Source organism: Bacillus litorisediminis (assembly GCF_022808645.1).
Classification (GTDB): Bacteria; Bacillota; Bacilli; order Bacillales; family JC228; genus Bacillus_BF; species Bacillus_BF litorisediminis.
In genome coordinates this window covers 71,827-89,384 of record NZ_JAKZKT010000004.1, presented here as the reverse complement: position 1 = coordinate 89,384, position 17,558 = coordinate 71,827, and the positions used below count along the sequence as shown (strand labels likewise).

Below are 17,558 nucleotides of genomic sequence, written 5' to 3'. Positions count from 1 at the left end.
AAGAAATGAGAACCTAAGATTTTAGGAGTGAACTTTTGTGGAACAAGAAAAAATTATCATCGTTGGCGGAGGTCCTTGCGGGTTAGCTGCAGCCATCGCATTACAAGAAAAAGGATTTAATCCGCTTGTTATAGAAAAGGGAAATATTGTTAATTCAATTTATAACTATCCAACACACCAAACTTTTTTCTCCTCTAGTGAAAAATTAGAAATTGGAAATGTACCTTTTATTATAGAGGGGCATAAACCAAAACGAAACCAGGCTTTAGCCTATTACAGAGAAGTCGTAAAAAGAAAAAAACCGCGAATCCATATGTTTGAAAAAGTATTGGAAGTATCAAAAGAGGGTTCTATGTTTACAGTTAAGACAGATAAAAGAGATTATATGACCCAGTTTGTGGTGATTGCTACAGGATACTACGACCACCCGAATTATATGGGGGTTCCGGGAGAAAATCTTCCGAAGGTGTTTCATTATTTTAAAGAAGCTCACCCCTATTTTGATACAGACGTTGTCGTGATTGGCGGGAAAAATTCGAGCGTGGATGCAAGTCTAGAACTGGCTAAGGCAGGTGCGCGGGTAACCGTTTTATATAGAGGACATGAGTACTCGCCTAGCATTAAGCCGTGGATTCTGCCTGAATTTGACGCGCAAATCAGAAATGGACTTATTAAAATGGTGTTTAATGCGCATGTCGAAGAGATTACAGAAACTGCGGTAAAATATAGAGTGAATGATGATTCGTACAGTATAAAAAATGATTTTGTTTTCGCGATGACGGGTTATCACCCGGACCATAGTTTTTTGACGAAAATGGGAGTTACGATTGATTCCGAGACGGGAAGACCAAGTTTTAATGAAGAGACGATGGAAACAAATGTAAATGGCATATTTATTGCCGGAGTGATTGCTGCAGGCAATAATGCTAATGAAATCTTTATTGAAAATGGCCGTTTTCACGGAGATAAAATAGCAGTGACAATTCACAGCAGGGAAAATGAGAGGTAATCAATTCTGGAAAAAAGAGACAGCCGCCAAATGGGGACTTAATAGATTTTGTCCAATTGGAAGCTGTCTTTTTCTATTATGGTTATGCTAAAGGATTAAAAAGTAATTCCAATTTTTCATGGTCCCACTCGTTTAGCGCCTCTAGAACAGCCAAAAGCTTGATCCGCGCCTTTTGGCCGTTTAAACTGTTAGCAAAAATAACCCCTAAATCTCTAAGGTGTTTTCCCCCGCCTTCGTATCCATAAACTGGATCTGCTGTCCCGTTAAAACAGCGTGAAACTATCACAATCGGGATGTTTTTTGACAGAAGATGTTTAATCCCATCGATAGCCTGAGGCGGAACATTTCCTTGCCCTAAAGCCTCTAACACTACGCCGTCATATTTAGCCTCACTAAGGGCATACAGCAGGGTGGAATCAAAACCAGCATGAACTTTTAATAAGGCGACTTTTTTGTTGACTGTGTGAACCTCAAATGTTTCTTTAAAATTAGGCGTGTGGTGAAAAATAACACCCCGTTTGGAGACAATTCCAAGCGGCCCATATTGAGGGCTTTGGAAGGTTGAGACATTAGAAGCATGTGTTTTGGTAACATTAAGGGCAGAATGAATTTCATCATTTAAAACAACAAGGACCCCTTTTCCTTTTGCACTGTCACAGGAAGCAGTCCGTATTGCTGAAATCAAATTATAAAGGCCATCTGATCCGATTTCGTTAATCGATCTCATCGCCCCTGTTAAAACGATTGGAATTTCCGTTTTTACTGTTAAATCTAAAAAGTAAGCGGTTTCTTCTAATGTGTCAGTTCCGTGGGTAATGACAACTCCATCAATTGCCTCCTGCTCAATACTTTCCTCCACCATCCGTTTTAGAATGAGCATTTCCTTTGGTGTTATCTGTGGGGATGGAAGCTGGAAAGGTTCTTTTATAATAAAGTTTCCCAATCCTTCAATTAGAGAGGCATGCTCTAGCAGCGGATTTGAATCACCAGGAGCAACAGTACCTGTTTTTACATCTTCTCTCATGGAGATTGTTCCGCCTGTATGAAGCAAAAGTATATTTTTTTTCAATGAGATGACTCCTCTCTCTGGAAAATAGTAATAATGTCTTACTTTATATTTTCATACTGTTATTTTAATGATACGATTAAATAAAACAACTGAAAAGGGGTCAACCTATGTTGGTCATTATGTCAGCCGGGATTGCTCCTGGTTTGGCATTACTAAGTTACTTCTATTTAAAAGATGAATTCGATTCAGAGCCGCTTCATTTAGTGTTTAGGTCGTTTTTATTCGGGGCTCTGCTTGTTTTTCCAATTATGTTTGTTCAATATGTTTTTATGACTGAAGAGGTCATTGTGTCAAACTTGGCTAATGCCTTTATTTCCAGTGCTTTGCTTGAAGAGTTTTTTAAATGGTTTATGCTGTTTCAAACGATTTATTTGCACAGCGAATTCGACGAGCCATATGATGGAATTGTTTATGGAACAAGCATTTCACTAGGATTTGCTACCGTAGAAAATATACTTTATTTAATTGGGAATGGAGTAGAATATGCGCTTGGAAGAGCTCTGCTCCCCGTATCGAGCCATGCCCTATTCGGGGTATTAATGGGGTACTATTTTGGGAAAGGTAAGTTTTCCCAAGATAACAGTAAAAAACGTCTCTTTATCTCATATGCTTTAATTGTGCCGTTACTTTTGCATGGATTTTATGATTATATTCTGCTCACCTTTGATAAATGGATTCTTTGGATTGTCCCATTTATGACGTTTTTATGGTGGCTTGGTTTAAAAAAAGTGAAGAGAGCTAGAAAAATGACTGAGGTTCATATACTGCAAAAACAAATATCTTCATAATCCTGCTCGAGCTTACAGAGGGTGCCAGACAATAGGTCGGATTGGTCAATTTTGGACTGATACGAGGTCTGGCACTTTTTATTTGTGAATAAAAAGTGCCATTCTACAAAAAATAGGCTTAATGCTAAACCATAACAACGGAGGGTATATGCATGAAGCGATATTTAGTAGTGGTTAAAATGGTAGCGATTATCGTGATTTGTATAGGCTCGTTTATTTCCTACCAGGGCGAAGATTATGCTCGAGCATTTTCAAATCAGGTGATTCAACATGGGGCGGTTGGTGACGATGTTATTGAATTACAAAGTAGATTGCAATATTTAGGTTTTTATAATGGCGAAATTGATGGTGTTTTTGGTTGGGGAACTTATTGGGCATTAAGAAATTTTCAATATGAATTTGGGTTAAAGGTAGATGGACTAGCTGGTGCAGAGACTAAACAAAAACTGGTTAATGCATCCCGTTATAATGAGGAATTTGTTAAGAGAAATATTAGACAGGGGAGGGAATTCACACATTATGGTAATACCCCGTTAGAACAACAGCAGGCGCCTGCGAGAAATCAAGGCGGTGGCGGCGGTGGCGGCAGACAAGCTGCTCCAGCCCCAAGACAAGCACCAACTGCTGTCAACACTCCAGCAGGATTTTCTCAAAATGACATTCAACTGATGGCTAACGCGGTCTATGGAGAGGCAAGAGGAGAGCCGTATGAAGGTCAGGTAGCAGTAGCTGCAGTTATCCTAAATAGAGTCCAAAGCCCTACATTTCCAAATACTGTGTCTGGCGTTATTTTTGAACCAGGTGCCTTTACGGCAGTAGCCGATGGACAAATTTGGCTGACTCCAAATGAAAAAGCGAGAGAGGCAGTTCTTGATGCGATAAATGGATGGGACCCAACGGGAGAAGCTTTATATTATTTTAACCCGAATACCGCAACAAGTTCTTGGATATGGAGAAGACCACAAATTAAACGAATAGGAAAACACATTTTCTGTAAATGAGGTGATTGGATTGATTCGCGGAATTATTATTGCGGTCTTATCAGTAGCCGTCATTGGTACGGCCTACTGGGGATACCAAGAGCACCAAGAGAAGAATGCTATATTAATCAATGCGGAAAATAACTATCAGCGGGCTTTTCATGAATTAACGTACGATGTCGATTTATTGCATGATAAAATTGGGACCACTTTAGCTATGAATAGCCGGAATTCCATCTCACCAGCATTAGCTGAGGTATGGAGAGTTACTTCTGAAGCGCATAATGAGGTGGGACATCTTCCGCTTACATTGCTTCCTTTCAATAAAACCGAAGAATTTTTAGCAAAAATCGGGGATTTTAGCTATAAAACGGCAATCAGAGATTTAGAAAAAGAACCGTTGACGGAAGAAGAATATCAAACCCTTCAAAGTCTATACGAACAATCAGCAGATATTCAGAATGAACTAAGAAAGGTTCAGCACATAGTCCTTGATAATAATTTACGCTGGATGGATGTAGAACTAGCTTTAGCCAATAATGATGAACCTTCAGATAATACGATTATAGATGGATTTAAAACGGTAGAAAAAAAAGTTGAAGGTTATTCAGAGTCCAATCTTGCAGAAGTGACAACTGGACCGCTACGAGACTTTTCCCATTTAAAGGGGGAAGAATTAACAAAGGAACAAGCATTAGAAAAGGCAAAGGATTTTATTAAAATTAAAAATAATCAAGACGTTCTTATCACCGAAAACGGCGAAGGATCAGATTATGGGTTTTATTCAATTACAGTCCGTAATGGCAAAACTCAGGCCAATCTAGATATTACCAAAGTAGGCGGACATCCGTTATATCTTATTCAAAATCGTGAAGTTAAAAAAGCAAAGCTTAGCCTAAACGATGGCTATAATAAAGCAGCGCAGTTTTTAAATAAGCACGGATTTGAAAATATGACTTTATTTGAAAGCGCCCAATACGATAATACAGGTGTATACGTATTTGTATCTGAAGAGAATGGAGTCAGAATTTATCCGGACGCGATCCGCATGAAAGTCGCATTAGACGACGGAAGTGTACTTGCCTTCTCAGCTGAGGATTATTTAAGCTTCCATAAAAAAAGAGAGATTGCAAAACCGTCTATTTCCGCTGAAGAAGCAAAGTCTAAACTCAATCCAAACCTCCAGGTGATGGATCAAAATGTAGCTTTAATTGTAAATGATGTAAATGAAGAGGTTCTTTGTTATGAATTTTTAGGAACGATTAATCAAGATACCTATCGAATTTATATTAATGCCGAAAATGGTGACGAAGAAAAAGTTGAAAAACTGCAAAACGCAGAACCTATTTACGAAGAAGTCGTTTAAATAAAACTGGCAGCATTTGCTGCCAGTTTTATTAATTCCGGTTGGAGACGCGCAGACAAGCAAGCTTTTGCTTTAGGTATAGCCAAACTTATTAATTCATGTAATAATGAAGAAAAAGCCTCGTACATAAACAAAACATAGAAAGAAAAAGCAGGTGTTGAATCTTTGTTTAAATTGGGGAGCCAGCTAAAATTATCACAAACCAAAGATAATTACACAGAAGAATTTGAATGTGCAATTATGGATTTTAGTGAAAATGAAGTAGTAGTAGATATTCCTGTTCACGCTAATCAGGAAGTCCGCTTTGATGCAAGCATAAACACCGATTACCAGGCAAAATACATAAATGATGAGGGACAGCTTTTTTTATTTAATGTCACTGTAGCTGGGAAAAAAATCGATCAAATTCCACTGATTGTGTTAAGTCACTCTGGAAAGAAGGATTTTGTTAAGATTGATCAACGTCAGTTTCTCCGTGTAGACACTAAACTGGATGTTGCCGTTCATCCTGTCCAGCAAGAATTCCGTCCCTTTACCACTATAACAAAGGATATTAGTGCGGGCGGAGCAGCAATCTATGTCCCTAATGATGTTTTCCTATACAAAGGGATGGAAATTGATTGCTGGCTAGTTCTTCATATGCAATCAGGTCAAATTCAATATTTGAAGCTAAGAAGCGAGGTTGTTCTTGTTCGCGAAAATTTAAATAATAAAAAGTCGTCTATTATATCTGTAAGCTTTCGGCATAAACACGAACATGAAAAACAATTATTAGTTCGGTATTGTTTTGAAAGACAGCTTGTCCTTAAGAAGAAAATATATTAAAAAGCGTGCTTGTTGTATAAATCTCTTTTCATTCTTCCCATAATAGAATAAATGGGAGGTATCGTGATGAAACGTGGAGAAGGGATTCTTATCAAGCTCGTTATTATTCAGGCTATTGCACTATTGTTTTTTCAAATCATTTTTCATTATTCTGATGCGTTTCCGGAATTAAAAAGGCTTACCATGTATGAAGGAGTAAGCAATGATAATTTCACAAAAGTCATCGAAACATTTAAACTTCCTTAAAGCAGGTCAATGCCTGCTTTCTTTTATGGTAAAATGAAGGTTATGAGTATGCAGGCAGGAAATAACGTTTTCGAGGTGTATAGTAAATGAGGAAAAAAATATCAATTGCAATTGATGGTCCGGCTGCTGCAGGAAAAAGCACAGTGGCTAAAATGATTGCGAAAGAGCTATCTTATATCTATATTGATACGGGAGCGATGTACAGGACTTTAACATATAAAGCTCTTAAGAATGATATAAATATAGAAAATGAAGAACAATTAGTACAACTATTAAACGCTACCGACATACAACTATCTCACCAAAAAGTCCTAATGGACGGGGAAGATGTAACGGATAAAATTCGGAGTAATGAAGTAACCCGTAATGTTTCCGCTGTGTCCAAACATAAAGGTGTCCGTCAAGAAATGGTGCGAAGACAACAGGAAATGGGGCAAAAAGGCGGGGTAGTTATGGACGGGCGTGATATTGGAACTCATGTTCTTCCTCATGCTGAAGTCAAGATTTTTTTATTAGCAAGTGTCGAGGAAAGAGCCAAAAGAAGACACGCCGAGAATATCCAAAAAAACATTCCATCTGATTTTGAACAAATAAAGAAAGACATTGCCTATCGTGATAAGCTGGATTCAGAGAGAGAAGTGGCTCCCCTTCAAAAAGCTCGTGATGCGATTGAATTAGATACAACGCATCTGACCATTGAAGAAGTGGCTTCTGAAATATTGAGGATTGTGAAGGAAAGGATCGAGTAGACGTGAGTTTTTACCATTTTGCAAAAACAGCAGTTTCAGTATTGTTATTTCCAGCTTATAGAATTCAAGTTATTGGCAAAGAAAATATTCCTAAAGAAGGAGGGGTACTTCTTTGCAGTAACCATATTAGTAATTTAGACCCGCCTGTAGTAGGAATTACTTGCCCGCGCCCAATTTCTTTTATGGCAAAAGCAGAATTATTTGATGCGCCAATTTTTGGGACAATCCTGAAAAAAGTTCACGCATTCCCTGTCAAGCGCGGGATGAGTGACCGGGAAGCTTTAAGAACCGGGTTAAAAGCTTTAAAGGATGGACATGTATTAGGTCTTTTTCCTGAAGGGACACGCAGTAAAACTGGTGAATTAGGAAAAGGATTAGCGGGTGCTGGGTTTTTTGCAATGCGGACCGATGCAAAAGTGGTTCCTTGTGCTATTATTGGTGAGTATAAATTTTTTAGAAAAATAAAGGTTGTCTATGGCAAACCAATCGATTTTGATGAAATGCGGGAAAATAAAGCATCAGCTGAAGAGGCAACTGACCATATTATGAGTGCTATTAAGGCGTTGATAGATACCCATAATCAAGGAAGTAAAGCTTGACAAAAAATAAAAATTATTAGAAGTTATTGTAAAGGGAAAAATCTGAAAGTATTGATGAATACTATTATGTATACGGGCATCTTCTTTTAGACTATAAACGCTCTAGTCGTTTTAGTATGTTCCGATAATGAACATATGTTATATTGTTATTGTGGAGCAGTCAGGTTAAGGAGGAGTACATATGGTAGAAGACATGAATCAAGTAGAAGTGAAAGTATTTCAAGTTGGTGATCTCGTAAAGGGTCGGGTTACAAAAGTAGAAGAAAAACAAGTAATTGTTGATCTTGAGGGAAGCAAACTTGATGGGATTATTCCTATCAGTGAATTATCAAGCCTTCACGTTGAAAAAGCGAGTGATATTGTTTCAGAAGGGCAAGAGCTCACTCTTGAGGTAACGAAGGTTGAAGATGAAGCCGTTATACTTTCAAAACGTAAGGCGGAAGCAGGAGAGGCTTGGAAAAGACTTCAGGCATCATTTGAACGTGGTGAAACGATTGAAGCAGAAATTAAAGAAGTGGTTAAAGGCGGCTTAGTCGTTGATTTGGGTGTAAGAGGCTTTGTTCCTGCTTCACTAGTTGAAGACCATTTTGTTGAGGATTTTACTGATTATAAAGGGAAAACGCTTACCTTTAAAATAGTAGAACTGGATGTTGAAAAAAATCGCCTGATTCTATCTCATCGTGCTGTATTGGAAGAAGAAAAAAGCAAAATGAGAAAGGAAAGCCTAGAGAAAATCGAAGTTGGACAAGTTTTGGAAGGAACAGTTCAACGAATTACCGATTTTGGAGCATTTGTTGATATAGGCGGTGTGGATGGTCTCGTTCACGTTTCTCAGCTCGCTTACGAGCATGTCGAAAAACCTTCTGATGTTGTCGAAGTAGGACAAAAGGTAAAAGTAAAGGTACTTTCAGTAGATCGTGATAATGAAAGGATCTCACTTTCTATTAAAGAAACTCAGCCTGGACCTTGGACAAATATCAGTGAGAAAGCACCAAAAGGGTCTGTTCTTACTGGAACTGTTAAAAGATTAGTATCCTACGGGGCATTTGTGGAAGTTTTCCCTGGTGTCGAAGGTCTTGTTCATATTTCCCAAATTTCTCACAAACATATTGCTACTCCTCATGAAGTTCTAAAAGAAGGGCAAACTATTCAGGTAAAAGTTCTTGAAGCAAATGAACAAGAACAGCGTTTATCACTAAGCATTAAAGATCTTTTAGAAAAAGAAGAAGAAGTTAAAGATTATGAACTTCCTGAGGAATCTAAAGGATTCCAATTGGGAGAAATGATCGGAGATAAACTAAAAGATTTAAAATAATTGAAGTGGTGATCAGTTTGAGTCGGACACATCGCAAGCTTGAGCATATCCAGTTAGCATTATCTGCTGGGCAACTGAATCAATCCGGAATGGATGATATTCAAATCATTCACCAGTCACTTCCAGACTCATCATTGTCTAAAGTCTCACTTCATACAGGAATAGGCGAACTGAATCTTAGTTCGCCTATTTTTATAAATGCAATGACGGGCGGCGGCGGCGCGGAAACAGAAAAAATAAATTCTGAACTAGCTGTTGCGGCCAGGGAAACAGGGTTAGCGATTGCAGTCGGTTCGCAAATGTCTGCTATTAAGAATAAAGAAGAAAGAAAAACATATGAAATTGTAAGAAAAAACCATCCGAATGGAATTATTTTTGCGAATCTTGGCAGTGAGGCAACAATTGAACAGGCGAACATAGCGGTTGAGATGATCGAAGCAAATGGTCTGCAAATTCATTTAAATGTAATTCAAGAATTGACCATGCCAGAAGGAGACAGAGCCTTTGAAGGGGCATTGGAACGGATTGAAAGGATATCCGAAGAACTGCCGGTCCCAGTAATCGTTAAAGAAGTTGGCTTTGGAATGGGATATGAAACGGTGAAAAAACTCACAGCAACTCCAATCTGCGCAATTGACATTGGCGGATTTGGAGGCACCAATTTCGCAAAAATTGAAAATGAAAGAAGACGGGATGAATTTTCATTTTTTAATCACTGGGGCATCCCGACAAGCGTTTCACTTGTGGAGGCGTGTGAAGTGTCTGATCATGTACAGGTTCTTGCATCAGGCGGGATTCATTCAAGCCTCGATATAGTTAAATCATTAATTATTGGAGCTTCAGCTGTCGGTATGGCTGGTTCTTTATTAAAAATTCTAAAAGAAAAAGGTATCTCAAGCTTAATTTCACAGATTCAGACGATGCATCAAGATATCGCAAATATGATGACCGCTCTTGGTTGTCATACAATCAAAGAGCTTCAAACTATTCCAATTCTCTTTACAGGAATGACACATCATTGGTTAAACGAAAGGGGTATAAATACCTCAGCATACAGCCAGCGCATGCGCTTATAGCAAAAAAAGCCGTAATCTTTAGATGTTTCCTAAGGATTACGGCTTTTTATAATAGATCTTTATACAGACCCATGTTCATGTTTATTTTCTTTTCTTGCCTCTTCGGCATTATCCAGTCGGGTTGCCCCTTTATAATGAAGTGCCTGATCTCGGTCACTTTCAACAATTTTTTGTTCCTTAAGCTTCTGTTCTTGTCGGTCACGTCCCATTTATTTCACCCCTAATAGCAGTCTTACTGATAATATCTCCCTGACAATCTTGCGGTATGCACGGATAAACTACATAAGAATGTCCATAATGGAAATAATAGGGGGGAGAAAGAAAGTGGATGGCTGGTTCTTTTATTATAGTCTATGGTCATATTGGGTAGTTGTAACGTTTATTGTTCCAAAACACTGCCATTACAGGACTTATTTGAGCAATTTTATTTTAATCAGTATTATTTTGTCCGTGTATAAGGTTCCGATATGGTATTGGGATGTCAATGTAACCATCCTGATATGGATAATCTGCTGTATGGCCATCATTGCCGCTCTTCCCTTTTCTAAAAAATTTTATCAGATTTGTGTTTCATTTATCGTGATGCTTGTGTATGTCGTGTTCCTGCTTTTTGAACTTTATGACCCTATCTGGGTAATTGTGGATAGAAGATGGTTTCTGACTTTTCTAATCGGAACGATTGCTATCCTATTGAATGCTAAAATAATAGATCGAATTACCAGCACGATAACCGGGCTGGTGATGGGAGAATTCTTATTTGCTTTCGTATTATTTGCAACGGGTATTAAGCTTGAAATCACACTCCCTTACTTTTTGGATCTCTGCTCATACACATGTATGCTCATTCTTTTATGGAGCTGCTTTGAATCATTTGTTTATTCCTTAAGAAAAACCTATACCCCTCCATCTCAAATTGAAAAGGAGAAACATAAACCAGGATGAATGAATACTTGTACCCTGTTATTTATGGACTAGCAACAGGAATTTTAGCCAGACTTTATATGCTGCGGACTGATTACAGGCAATATCCTACATATTTGCACGGGAAAATTATCCATATTGCACTGGGTGTGATTGCATCTGGTCTGGGAACCATTGCGATTCCTGCATTGTTAGAAGAAGAATATACAGCGATTACTTTTTTAACAGTAGCTGCCTCTCAATTTCGTGAAGTGAGGAATATGGAGAGAAATACACTGACTGAACTGGATACATATGAGTTAGTTCCAAGAGGAAAGACGTATATCGAAGGGATTGCGGTAACCTTTGAGAGCAGAAACTATCTTGTCATTTTAGCTTCGATGCTGTCAACCCTCATCTACGTTTTATTTGGTTTTTATGCTGCTATTGGAGCTACCATCCTAATTATGATTGGCTGTAAAATATGGATGGACGGCGGCAGGTTAGGGGAGATTGTGGAAATTGAATTTTCCCAGCCTCATTTCAAGGGTGCTGGCCTATATGTTGGGGATATTTATATCATGAACATTGGAATTCCCGAAAAACAGGAACTTATTCTTAAATACGGCATGGGATTTATTTTAACACCAAAAGATTTTAATGCGATGACAACCATCGCGAATATTGGCCAAAGGCAGGCGATACTCCATGATGTCTCAACAGCGTTAGGCGTATTCAGTGATACAGGTGAACCGTCACTCGTACCTTTGGCAAAAAGAAATTTAGACGATGGCAGGCTAGGGGTTTTTGTGCTGCCGCAGGTAAAAAATATTGAAGCAGCCATTAAGATCATAGAAGTTGTTCCAATATTAGAAAATTCAATAAGAATGCCCACTAAACGGCATGTTGAAGAAGAAGAAAGGCGTACAAATTTATGACGATAGAAAAATTTGTATTAGCAGCAATTACAACCAATCCAAAAAAGGCTCCAAGCGGAGTAGCTGTATTTCATTGTGATAATAAAGAGGAATTGCTAACTGTTGCGCGAAATTTAGAAGCTATTTTAGATGGAATTGCTCATGCACTAACAGAGGAATTGTATATTGTGGTAAGACACTAGAAAATGGTCTTCCTTCTAAATTCACAATTAAAGATGCAGAGGGCATTCTTTTTTGTTAAAATACTGTATGGACTGACCAGCGGACCTTGAACAGGTTTGCAAACGACTAGGTCAGTCTTTTTACATAACATTAGCCAGAGTAAAATGTTTACATATATTTGAGAGAGGTGATAGGAATGGTGAAGCCTGTCGTTGCAATAGTTGGACGACCTAATGTCGGAAAGTCGACCATCTTTAATCGGATTGTAGGAGAAAGGATTTCCATCGTAGAAGATATTCCTGGAGTTACGAGAGATCGCATTTATAGTACAGGGGATTGGCTGAATTATGAGTTTAATGTGATTGATACGGGTGGTATAGAAATTGGGGACGAGCCTTTTCTTGAACAAATCCGCGGTCAAGCAGAAATCGCTATAGATGAAGCAGATGTTATTATTTTTATTACAAACGGAAGGGAAGGTGTTACTGCTGCAGATGAGGAAGTGGCTAAAATGCTGTACCGTTCAAAAAAACCGGTCGTTTTAGCGGTAAATAAGGTTGATAACCCAGAAATGAGAAGTCAAATTTATGATTTTTATGCTCTTGGGTTTGGAGAACCTTTTCCGATATCAGGAACACATGGGTTAGGACTAGGTGACCTTCTGGACGAAGTTGTGAAACATTTCCCTAAACAAGATGTAGAAGACTATGAAGAAGATGTGATAAAGTTTAGCTTAATAGGGCGCCCAAATGTAGGGAAATCTTCATTAGTTAATGCGATTCTTGGCGAGGAACGGGTTATCGTCAGTGAGGTAGCGGGAACAACTCGGGACGCAATCGATACGTTTTACACGGCAGATGGACAAGATTATGTCATTATTGATACCGCTGGAATGCGAAAAAAAGGAAAAGTATATGAAAGTGTTGAAAAGTATAGTGTACTGCGGGCGTTACGTGCCATTGAGCGTTCGGATGTAGTTTTAGTTGTATTAAATGGAGAGGAAGGCATTATTGAACAGGACAAAAAAATCGCCGGTTATGCACATGAAGCGGGCAAAGCTGTTGTAATTGTCGTAAATAAATGGGATGCTGTCGAAAAAGATGAAAAAACAATGAAAAAGTTTGAAAAAAATATTCGAGATCACTTTTTATTTTTAGACTACGCACCCATTGTCTTTTTATCAGCCAAGACTAAACAAAGACTGCATACACTTTTCCCGATGATTCAGCTTGCAAGCGAAAATCATACGATGAGAGTAGAGACAAGCGTGTTAAATGATGTAATCATGGATGCAGTTGCTATGAATCCGACTCCAACACATCAGGGAAAACGCTTAAAGATATTTTATACAACTCAAGTATCGGTAAAGCCTCCTACATTTGTAGTCTTTGTCAATGATCCTGAGCTCTTACATTTTTCATATGAGAGATTTTTAGAAAATAGAATCCGTGAAGCATTTGGCTTCATTGGAACTCCAATTAAAATCTTTGCAAGGCAGAGGAGTTAATTACCTTGAGGTGATAAGATGAAAAAAACAAATATCACTGTTCTGGGGGCTGGAAGCTGGGGAACAGCCTTGGCACTTGTACTAGCCGATAATGGCCATAACGTTCGTCTCTGGGGCCATACAAAAGAACATATTGACAGCATCAATGAAACAAGAATGAATCAAAAATATTTGCCAAATATCAAATTGCCTGAAAAAGTAAAAGGGTATTATTCATTAGCAGATGCATTAAGAGATATAAACATAATCGTCTTAGCTGTTCCTACTAAAGCTGTAAGAGAAGTATTAACCGAGATTCAAACTTATTTGGCAGAACCTGTTCTGATTATCCATGTAAGTAAAGGAATTGAACCCGATACATTAAAAAGGATTTCGGAAATGATTAAAGAGGAAATGGATCCCCGTATGCTTGAAAATGTGGTCGTCCTCTCTGGCCCAAGTCATGCTGAAGAAGTCAGCTTAAGACACCCTACTACAGTTACCGTCGCATCAGAATCGATAGAGGCAGCAGAAACGGCACAGGATTTATTTATGAATCAGAACTTTAGAGTTTATACCAACACTGATGTGATTGGTGTCGAGTTGGGCGGAGCTCTAAAAAATATCATTGCGTTAGCCGCAGGAATTTCAGATGGATTAGGTTATGGCGACAATGCTAAAGCAGCTCTTATTACAAGAGGATTAGCTGAGATTGTCCGATTGGGGATTAAAATGGGGGCAAATCCTTTAACCTTTTCAGGGCTAACCGGAATTGGCGATTTAATAGTTACTTGTACCAGTGTCCATTCAAGGAACTGGCGGGCAGGTAATATGCTTGGAAAAGGAAAAGATTTAGAGGAAGTCTTAACAAGCATGGGGATGGTAGTGGAAGGAGTAAGAACTACAAAAGCTGCCTATCAGCTCGCAAGGCATTATGATGTAGATATGCCAATCACAACCGCTTTATATCGCGTTTTGTTTGAAAATATTAACCCTAAGGATGCAGTGGATTCATTAATGGCAAGAACGAAAACACATGAAATGGAAGATACAGTGAACTTCCTTGATGGACGTGTTGAGGAATAGTAACTTCGATAGCTGAAGAGGCGTTTCTGCCTCCTCAGCTTTTTCTTTTGGCAAGAAAGAAGGTAAAATATGCTTATCGGTGAAATAACTGTGTGGATCAATTGATTTTACATGTTACCTATTTATGAAACCCTATGTTATAATTTCTGATGGACAACGTATAGGAGTGATAGGTATGTCACCAGCATTAATGAAAATGTGGTTTTCGTTCGGCTCAATGGGCCTTATGTTTCTAGCAATCGTATCGATTTATTTTAGTAGATTTAAATTAAAAGGTTTTTTTAAATGGCTGACAGCGATTATAGCCTATCTTTTTATGATTGTGGCAGGTTTAATCATGATTTTCGTTGTATTTAGCGGACCGACCCCGTCATAAAGGAGGCTAATCATGATTAAAATTATTGGAAAACTTACGGCGATCATCATGGCAGCGTTTTTTCTCTCTGGCTGTCTCTATCCAGACAGTGAACGAAGCCAAAACCAAATTCCTTACATAGAGCAGCTCGAGTCTGTTCAAAAAGCAGTAGATCAATTTCGGACTGATCAGGGCGGACTTCTTCCGATAAAAACGAAAGAAGGAGATACCCCTATTTATCAAAAGTACCTTATTGACTTTGGTAAATTGGTTCCAAAATATTTGCCTGAAGCTCCTGGTAATTCTTTCGAAAATGGGGGAGTCTATCAGTACGTTTTAGTGAATGTTGAAGAAGATCCGGAAGTAAAGGTATTTGACTTGCGGATAGCAGAACAGATTAATGAAATAACCTTAAGAATCCGGGCAAATGGGTATCCTCCTTATAAAGAAGCATTAGCGAATAATGTATATTCGCTTGATTTTAAGCAAATCGGATACACAGAGCCCCCTACTGTCAAAAGTCCATTTACGGGGTTAGAACTGCCTTTTGTAATAAATGGTCAGGGTCAACTGTTTGTCGACTATCGAACCGATTTATACCAAGCTTTAAAAAATCAATCATCTCATGTTAAACCAGGGGAAGATATCAGGTCCATTTTGCTAGAGGATTCTGTTTTTGTTCCTGCCTACTCCTTACCTTATACGATTGAAGCTAATTCAGATGAACCGATCTTTATGACTGATGAAAAGTCATAAAGATCGGTTTTTTATATAGAGGCCATTCCAGAAAGAAAGATTTCATCGTTCTTCATGTCATAAGCTAGTTATTTAAAAATATATTGTAAGAGAGGTCCTTTTTCTTCTTATGTAATAGACCGGGAAGTTAACACGGTTTCTATAAATGTTTGCAAAAGGAGGAATTTTTCATTAAAAATAGTCATAAACATTTCGGACAACATCATAAACATATATTGTCCAAAAGAATCATACTCGGAACATCCCAGCAAAAAATGGTCGGGAGGGGATCACTTGGAAAAGGTAGATATTTTTAAAGATATTGCTGAACGTACAGGAGGCGATATTTACTTAGGTGTCGTAGGTGCAGTTCGAACTGGGAAGTCAACATTTATAAAGAAATTTATGGAACTGGTTGTGTTGCCTAACATCGGAAACGAGTCAGATCGGGCAAGAGCACAAGACGAGCTTCCTCAAAGTGCCGCTGGCAAAACGATTATGACAACTGAACCAAAGTTTGTGCCTAATCAAGCGGTAACAGTACATGTAGATGAAGGATTAGAAGTAAGAGTAAGACTCGTGGATTGTGTTGGCTATACGGTGCCAGGTGCAAAAGGCTATGAGGATGAAAATGGACCGCGTATGATTAACACACCTTGGTACGAAGAACCCATCCCGTTCCATGAAGCTGCAGAAATTGGAACGAGAAAGGTTATTCAAGAGCATTCAACCATTGGTGTTGTAATTACTACAGACGGATCGATTGGAGAAATTCCGCGCTCCGATTATGTAGAAGCAGAAGAAAGAGTCATTGAAGAATTAAAAGAAGTTGGCAAGCCGTTTATTATGGTCATTAACTCAGTTCGGCCACATCACCCAGAAACTGAGCAATTAAGGAAGCAATTATGTGAAAAATATGATATTCCAGTCGTTGCAATGAGCGTTGAGAGCATGCGTGAAGGGGATGTACTAAATGTCCTCAAGGAAGCCCTTTACGAATTCCCGGTATTAGAAGTCAATGTAAATTTACCAAGCTGGGTTATGGTCTTAAAAGATGAACACTGGTTAAGAGAGAGTTACCAGGAAGCCGTAAAGGAAACAGTAAAAGATATTAAACGGCTTCGCGACGTAGATCGAGTCGTTCATCAGTTTGCCGAATATGAGTATATCGAAAGAGCAGGATTGGCTGGAATTGAAATGGGTCAAGGGGTTGCAGAAATTGACCTTTATGCCCCAGACGACTTATACGATGAAATCTTAAAAGAAATTGTTGGTGTAGAAATTAGGGGAAGAGACCACCTCTTAGAGCTGATGCAGGATTTTGCGCATGCAAAGCGGGAATATGACCAGGTTGCCGAAGCCTTGAAAATGGTGAAACAAACTGGCTATGGCATTGCAGCTCCAACTTTATCAGATATGAGCTTAGATGAGCCTGAAATTATAAGGCAGGGAGCACGATTCGGAGTTCGGCTAAAAGCCGTTGCACCATCTATCCATATGATTAAGGTGGATGTGGAATCTGAATTTGCACCAATCATTGGTACTGAAAAGCAAAGTGAAGAGTTAGTGCGTTACCTCATGCAAGATTTTGAGGATGACCCATTATCCATTTGGAATTCAGATATTTTTGGCAGGTCTTTAAGCAATATTGTGAGGGAAGGTATTCAAGCTAAGCTTTCTTTAATGCCAGAGAATGCACGCTACAAATTAAAAGAGACCCTGGAACGGATCATAAACGAAGGTTCAGGCGGATTAATAGCAATTATCTTATAATTAGAAAGACTCCGATACATGGGGTCTTTTTCTTTTTTAGCAGCAAAATGCTCCATTTTTTTGCGTGTTCATCTCCCAAAAGTACTATTTATATGCAAAAG

The 17,558-nt window shown here is 38.6% G+C and carries 20 protein-coding genes; 18 read left to right on the top strand and 2 right to left on the bottom strand.

All coding sequences use genetic code 11. The features are described 5' to 3' along the window. Positions 1 to 37 precede the first annotated feature (37 nt). On the top strand, positions 38 to 1,009 hold the full coding sequence (locus tag MLE14_RS03200) for a YpdA family putative bacillithiol disulfide reductase (RefSeq protein WP_243296860.1): 972 nt from the start codon (positions 38 to 40) through the stop codon (positions 1,007 to 1,009). A gap of 82 nt (positions 1,010 to 1,091) precedes the next feature. Here MLE14_RS03200 and MLE14_RS03195 read toward each other — a convergent pair whose 3' ends face one another. After that, entirely contained in the window at positions 1,092 to 2,078 is a 987-nt protein-coding gene (locus tag MLE14_RS03195) for an asparaginase (RefSeq protein WP_279326195.1), read from the bottom strand. A 107-nt stretch (positions 2,079 to 2,185) separates the two neighbouring features. On the opposite strand from MLE14_RS03195, the gene prsW reads away from it, so the two are divergent. The 9 genes from prsW (at position 2,186) to fni (ending at position 10,022) form a co-directional block, all read left to right on the top strand. Next, entirely contained in the window at positions 2,186 to 2,866 is a 681-nt protein-coding gene (gene prsW / locus MLE14_RS03190; RefSeq protein WP_243296859.1) for a glutamic-type intramembrane protease PrsW, read from the top strand. A 179-nt stretch (positions 2,867 to 3,045) separates the two neighbouring features. After that, the gene (gene sleB / locus MLE14_RS03185; RefSeq protein ID WP_390628135.1) at positions 3,046 to 3,867 is read left to right on the top strand and encodes a spore cortex-lytic enzyme; all 822 of its coding nucleotides are present in this window, start codon (positions 3,046 to 3,048) and stop codon (positions 3,865 to 3,867) included. 10 nt (positions 3,868 to 3,877) lie between these two features. Continuing rightward, a complete protein-coding gene (ypeB, locus tag MLE14_RS03180) occupies positions 3,878 to 5,212 on the top strand; it encodes a germination protein YpeB (RefSeq protein WP_243296857.1) in 1,335 nt (444 codons plus the stop codon). Between the two features lie 165 nt (positions 5,213 to 5,377). After that, the gene (locus MLE14_RS03175; protein ID WP_243296856.1) at positions 5,378 to 6,037 is read left to right on the top strand and encodes a flagellar brake protein; all 660 of its coding nucleotides are present in this window, start codon (positions 5,378 to 5,380) and stop codon (positions 6,035 to 6,037) included. A 66-nt stretch (positions 6,038 to 6,103) separates the two neighbouring features. Then, complete coding sequence (locus tag MLE14_RS03170) at positions 6,104 to 6,283, top strand: YpfB family protein (protein ID WP_243296855.1); 180 nt, start codon at positions 6,104 to 6,106, stop codon at positions 6,281 to 6,283. Positions 6,284 to 6,369: 86 nt separating this feature from the next. After that, entirely contained in the window at positions 6,370 to 7,032 is a 663-nt protein-coding gene (gene cmk, locus MLE14_RS03165; protein ID WP_243296854.1) for a (d)CMP kinase, read from the top strand. A 2-nt stretch (positions 7,033 to 7,034) separates the two neighbouring features. Continuing rightward, positions 7,035 to 7,631 (top strand): lysophospholipid acyltransferase family protein, encoded by a 597-nt coding sequence (locus MLE14_RS03160; RefSeq protein WP_243296853.1) that lies wholly within the window; start codon positions 7,035 to 7,037, stop codon positions 7,629 to 7,631. Positions 7,632 to 7,812: 181 nt separating this feature from the next. Continuing rightward, entirely contained in the window at positions 7,813 to 8,946 is a 1,134-nt protein-coding gene (rpsA, locus tag MLE14_RS03155; protein ID WP_243296852.1) for a 30S ribosomal protein S1, read from the top strand. A 17-nt stretch (positions 8,947 to 8,963) separates the two neighbouring features. Then, positions 8,964 to 10,022, top strand: coding sequence for a type 2 isopentenyl-diphosphate Delta-isomerase (gene fni, locus MLE14_RS03150; protein WP_243296851.1), 1,059 nt, complete (start codon positions 8,964 to 8,966; stop codon positions 10,020 to 10,022). Positions 10,023 to 10,081: 59 nt separating this feature from the next. Here fni and MLE14_RS03145 read toward each other — a convergent pair whose 3' ends face one another. After that, positions 10,082 to 10,231 (bottom strand): YpzI family protein, encoded by a 150-nt coding sequence (locus tag MLE14_RS03145; protein WP_243296850.1) that lies wholly within the window; start codon positions 10,229 to 10,231, stop codon positions 10,082 to 10,084. A gap of 115 nt (positions 10,232 to 10,346) precedes the next feature. Between MLE14_RS03145 and MLE14_RS03140 the strand changes: the two genes are divergently transcribed. The 8 genes from MLE14_RS03140 to spoIVA all read left to right on the top strand — a co-directional run bounded on the left by MLE14_RS03140 (position 10,347) and on the right by spoIVA (position 17,457). Continuing rightward, complete coding sequence (locus MLE14_RS03140; RefSeq protein WP_243296849.1) at positions 10,347 to 10,964, top strand: YphA family membrane protein; 618 nt, start codon at positions 10,347 to 10,349, stop codon at positions 10,962 to 10,964. Continuing rightward, a complete protein-coding gene (locus tag MLE14_RS03135; protein WP_243296848.1) occupies positions 10,961 to 11,860 on the top strand; it encodes a YIEGIA family protein in 900 nt (299 codons plus the stop codon). Before MLE14_RS03140 ends, MLE14_RS03135 begins: the two co-directional genes overlap by 4 nt. Further along, positions 11,857 to 12,042 carry a capping complex subunit for YIEGIA gene (locus MLE14_RS03130; RefSeq protein WP_243296847.1) on the top strand — a complete coding sequence of 62 codons (186 nt, stop codon included), beginning with the start codon at positions 11,857 to 11,859 and terminating at the stop codon, positions 12,040 to 12,042. The genes MLE14_RS03135 and MLE14_RS03130 overlap by 4 nt, the downstream gene beginning before the upstream one ends. Positions 12,043 to 12,218: 176 nt before the next feature. Further along, positions 12,219 to 13,529 (top strand): ribosome biogenesis GTPase Der, encoded by a 1,311-nt coding sequence (gene der / locus MLE14_RS03125; RefSeq protein ID WP_243296846.1) that lies wholly within the window; start codon positions 12,219 to 12,221, stop codon positions 13,527 to 13,529. 18 nt (positions 13,530 to 13,547) lie between these two features. After that, on the top strand, positions 13,548 to 14,594 hold the full coding sequence (locus MLE14_RS03120; RefSeq protein ID WP_243296845.1) for an NAD(P)H-dependent glycerol-3-phosphate dehydrogenase: 1,047 nt from the start codon (positions 13,548 to 13,550) through the stop codon (positions 14,592 to 14,594). A gap of 175 nt (positions 14,595 to 14,769) precedes the next feature. Then, positions 14,770 to 14,970 carry a DUF2768 domain-containing protein gene (locus tag MLE14_RS03115; protein ID WP_243296844.1) on the top strand — a complete coding sequence of 67 codons (201 nt, stop codon included), beginning with the start codon at positions 14,770 to 14,772 and terminating at the stop codon, positions 14,968 to 14,970. Positions 14,971 to 14,982: 12 nt separating this feature from the next. Beyond that, positions 14,983 to 15,705 carry a hypothetical protein gene (locus MLE14_RS03110; RefSeq protein ID WP_243296843.1) on the top strand — a complete coding sequence of 241 codons (723 nt, stop codon included), beginning with the start codon at positions 14,983 to 14,985 and terminating at the stop codon, positions 15,703 to 15,705. A 273-nt stretch (positions 15,706 to 15,978) separates the two neighbouring features. Then, the gene (gene spoIVA / locus MLE14_RS03105) at positions 15,979 to 17,457 is read left to right on the top strand and encodes a stage IV sporulation protein A (protein ID WP_243296842.1); all 1,479 of its coding nucleotides are present in this window, start codon (positions 15,979 to 15,981) and stop codon (positions 17,455 to 17,457) included. Positions 17,458 to 17,558: the final 101 nt, after the last annotated feature.

What these genes read in the sequence shown, in the direction of transcription:
- MLE14_RS03115 (WP_243296844.1), top strand. Translation starts at nt 14,770, where the DNA reads ATGTCACCAGCATTAATGAAAATGTGGTTTTCGTTCGGCTCAATGGGC.
- MLE14_RS03110 (WP_243296843.1), top strand. Translation starts at nt 14,983, where the DNA reads ATGATTAAAATTATTGGAAAACTTACGGCGATCATCATGGCAGCGTTT.
- cmk (WP_243296854.1), top strand. Translation starts at nt 6,370, where the DNA reads ATGAGGAAAAAAATATCAATTGCAATTGATGGTCCGGCTGCTGCAGGA.
- MLE14_RS03130 (WP_243296847.1), top strand. Translation starts at nt 11,857, where the DNA reads ATGACGATAGAAAAATTTGTATTAGCAGCAATTACAACCAATCCAAAA.
- der (WP_243296846.1), top strand. Translation starts at nt 12,219, where the DNA reads ATGGTGAAGCCTGTCGTTGCAATAGTTGGACGACCTAATGTCGGAAAG.
- prsW (WP_243296859.1), top strand. Translation starts at nt 2,186, where the DNA reads ATGTTGGTCATTATGTCAGCCGGGATTGCTCCTGGTTTGGCATTACTA.
- MLE14_RS03135 (WP_243296848.1), top strand. Translation starts at nt 10,961, where the DNA reads ATGAATGAATACTTGTACCCTGTTATTTATGGACTAGCAACAGGAATT.
- MLE14_RS03120 (WP_243296845.1), top strand. Translation starts at nt 13,548, where the DNA reads ATGAAAAAAACAAATATCACTGTTCTGGGGGCTGGAAGCTGGGGAACA.
- MLE14_RS03145 (WP_243296850.1), bottom strand. Translation starts at nt 10,231, where the DNA reads ATGGGACGTGACCGACAAGAACAGAAGCTTAAGGAACAAAAAATTGTT.
- rpsA (WP_243296852.1), top strand. Translation starts at nt 7,813, where the DNA reads ATGGTAGAAGACATGAATCAAGTAGAAGTGAAAGTATTTCAAGTTGGT.
- MLE14_RS03170 (WP_243296855.1), top strand. Translation starts at nt 6,104, where the DNA reads ATGAAACGTGGAGAAGGGATTCTTATCAAGCTCGTTATTATTCAGGCT.
- sleB (WP_390628135.1), top strand. Translation starts at nt 3,046, where the DNA reads ATGGTAGCGATTATCGTGATTTGTATAGGCTCGTTTATTTCCTACCAG.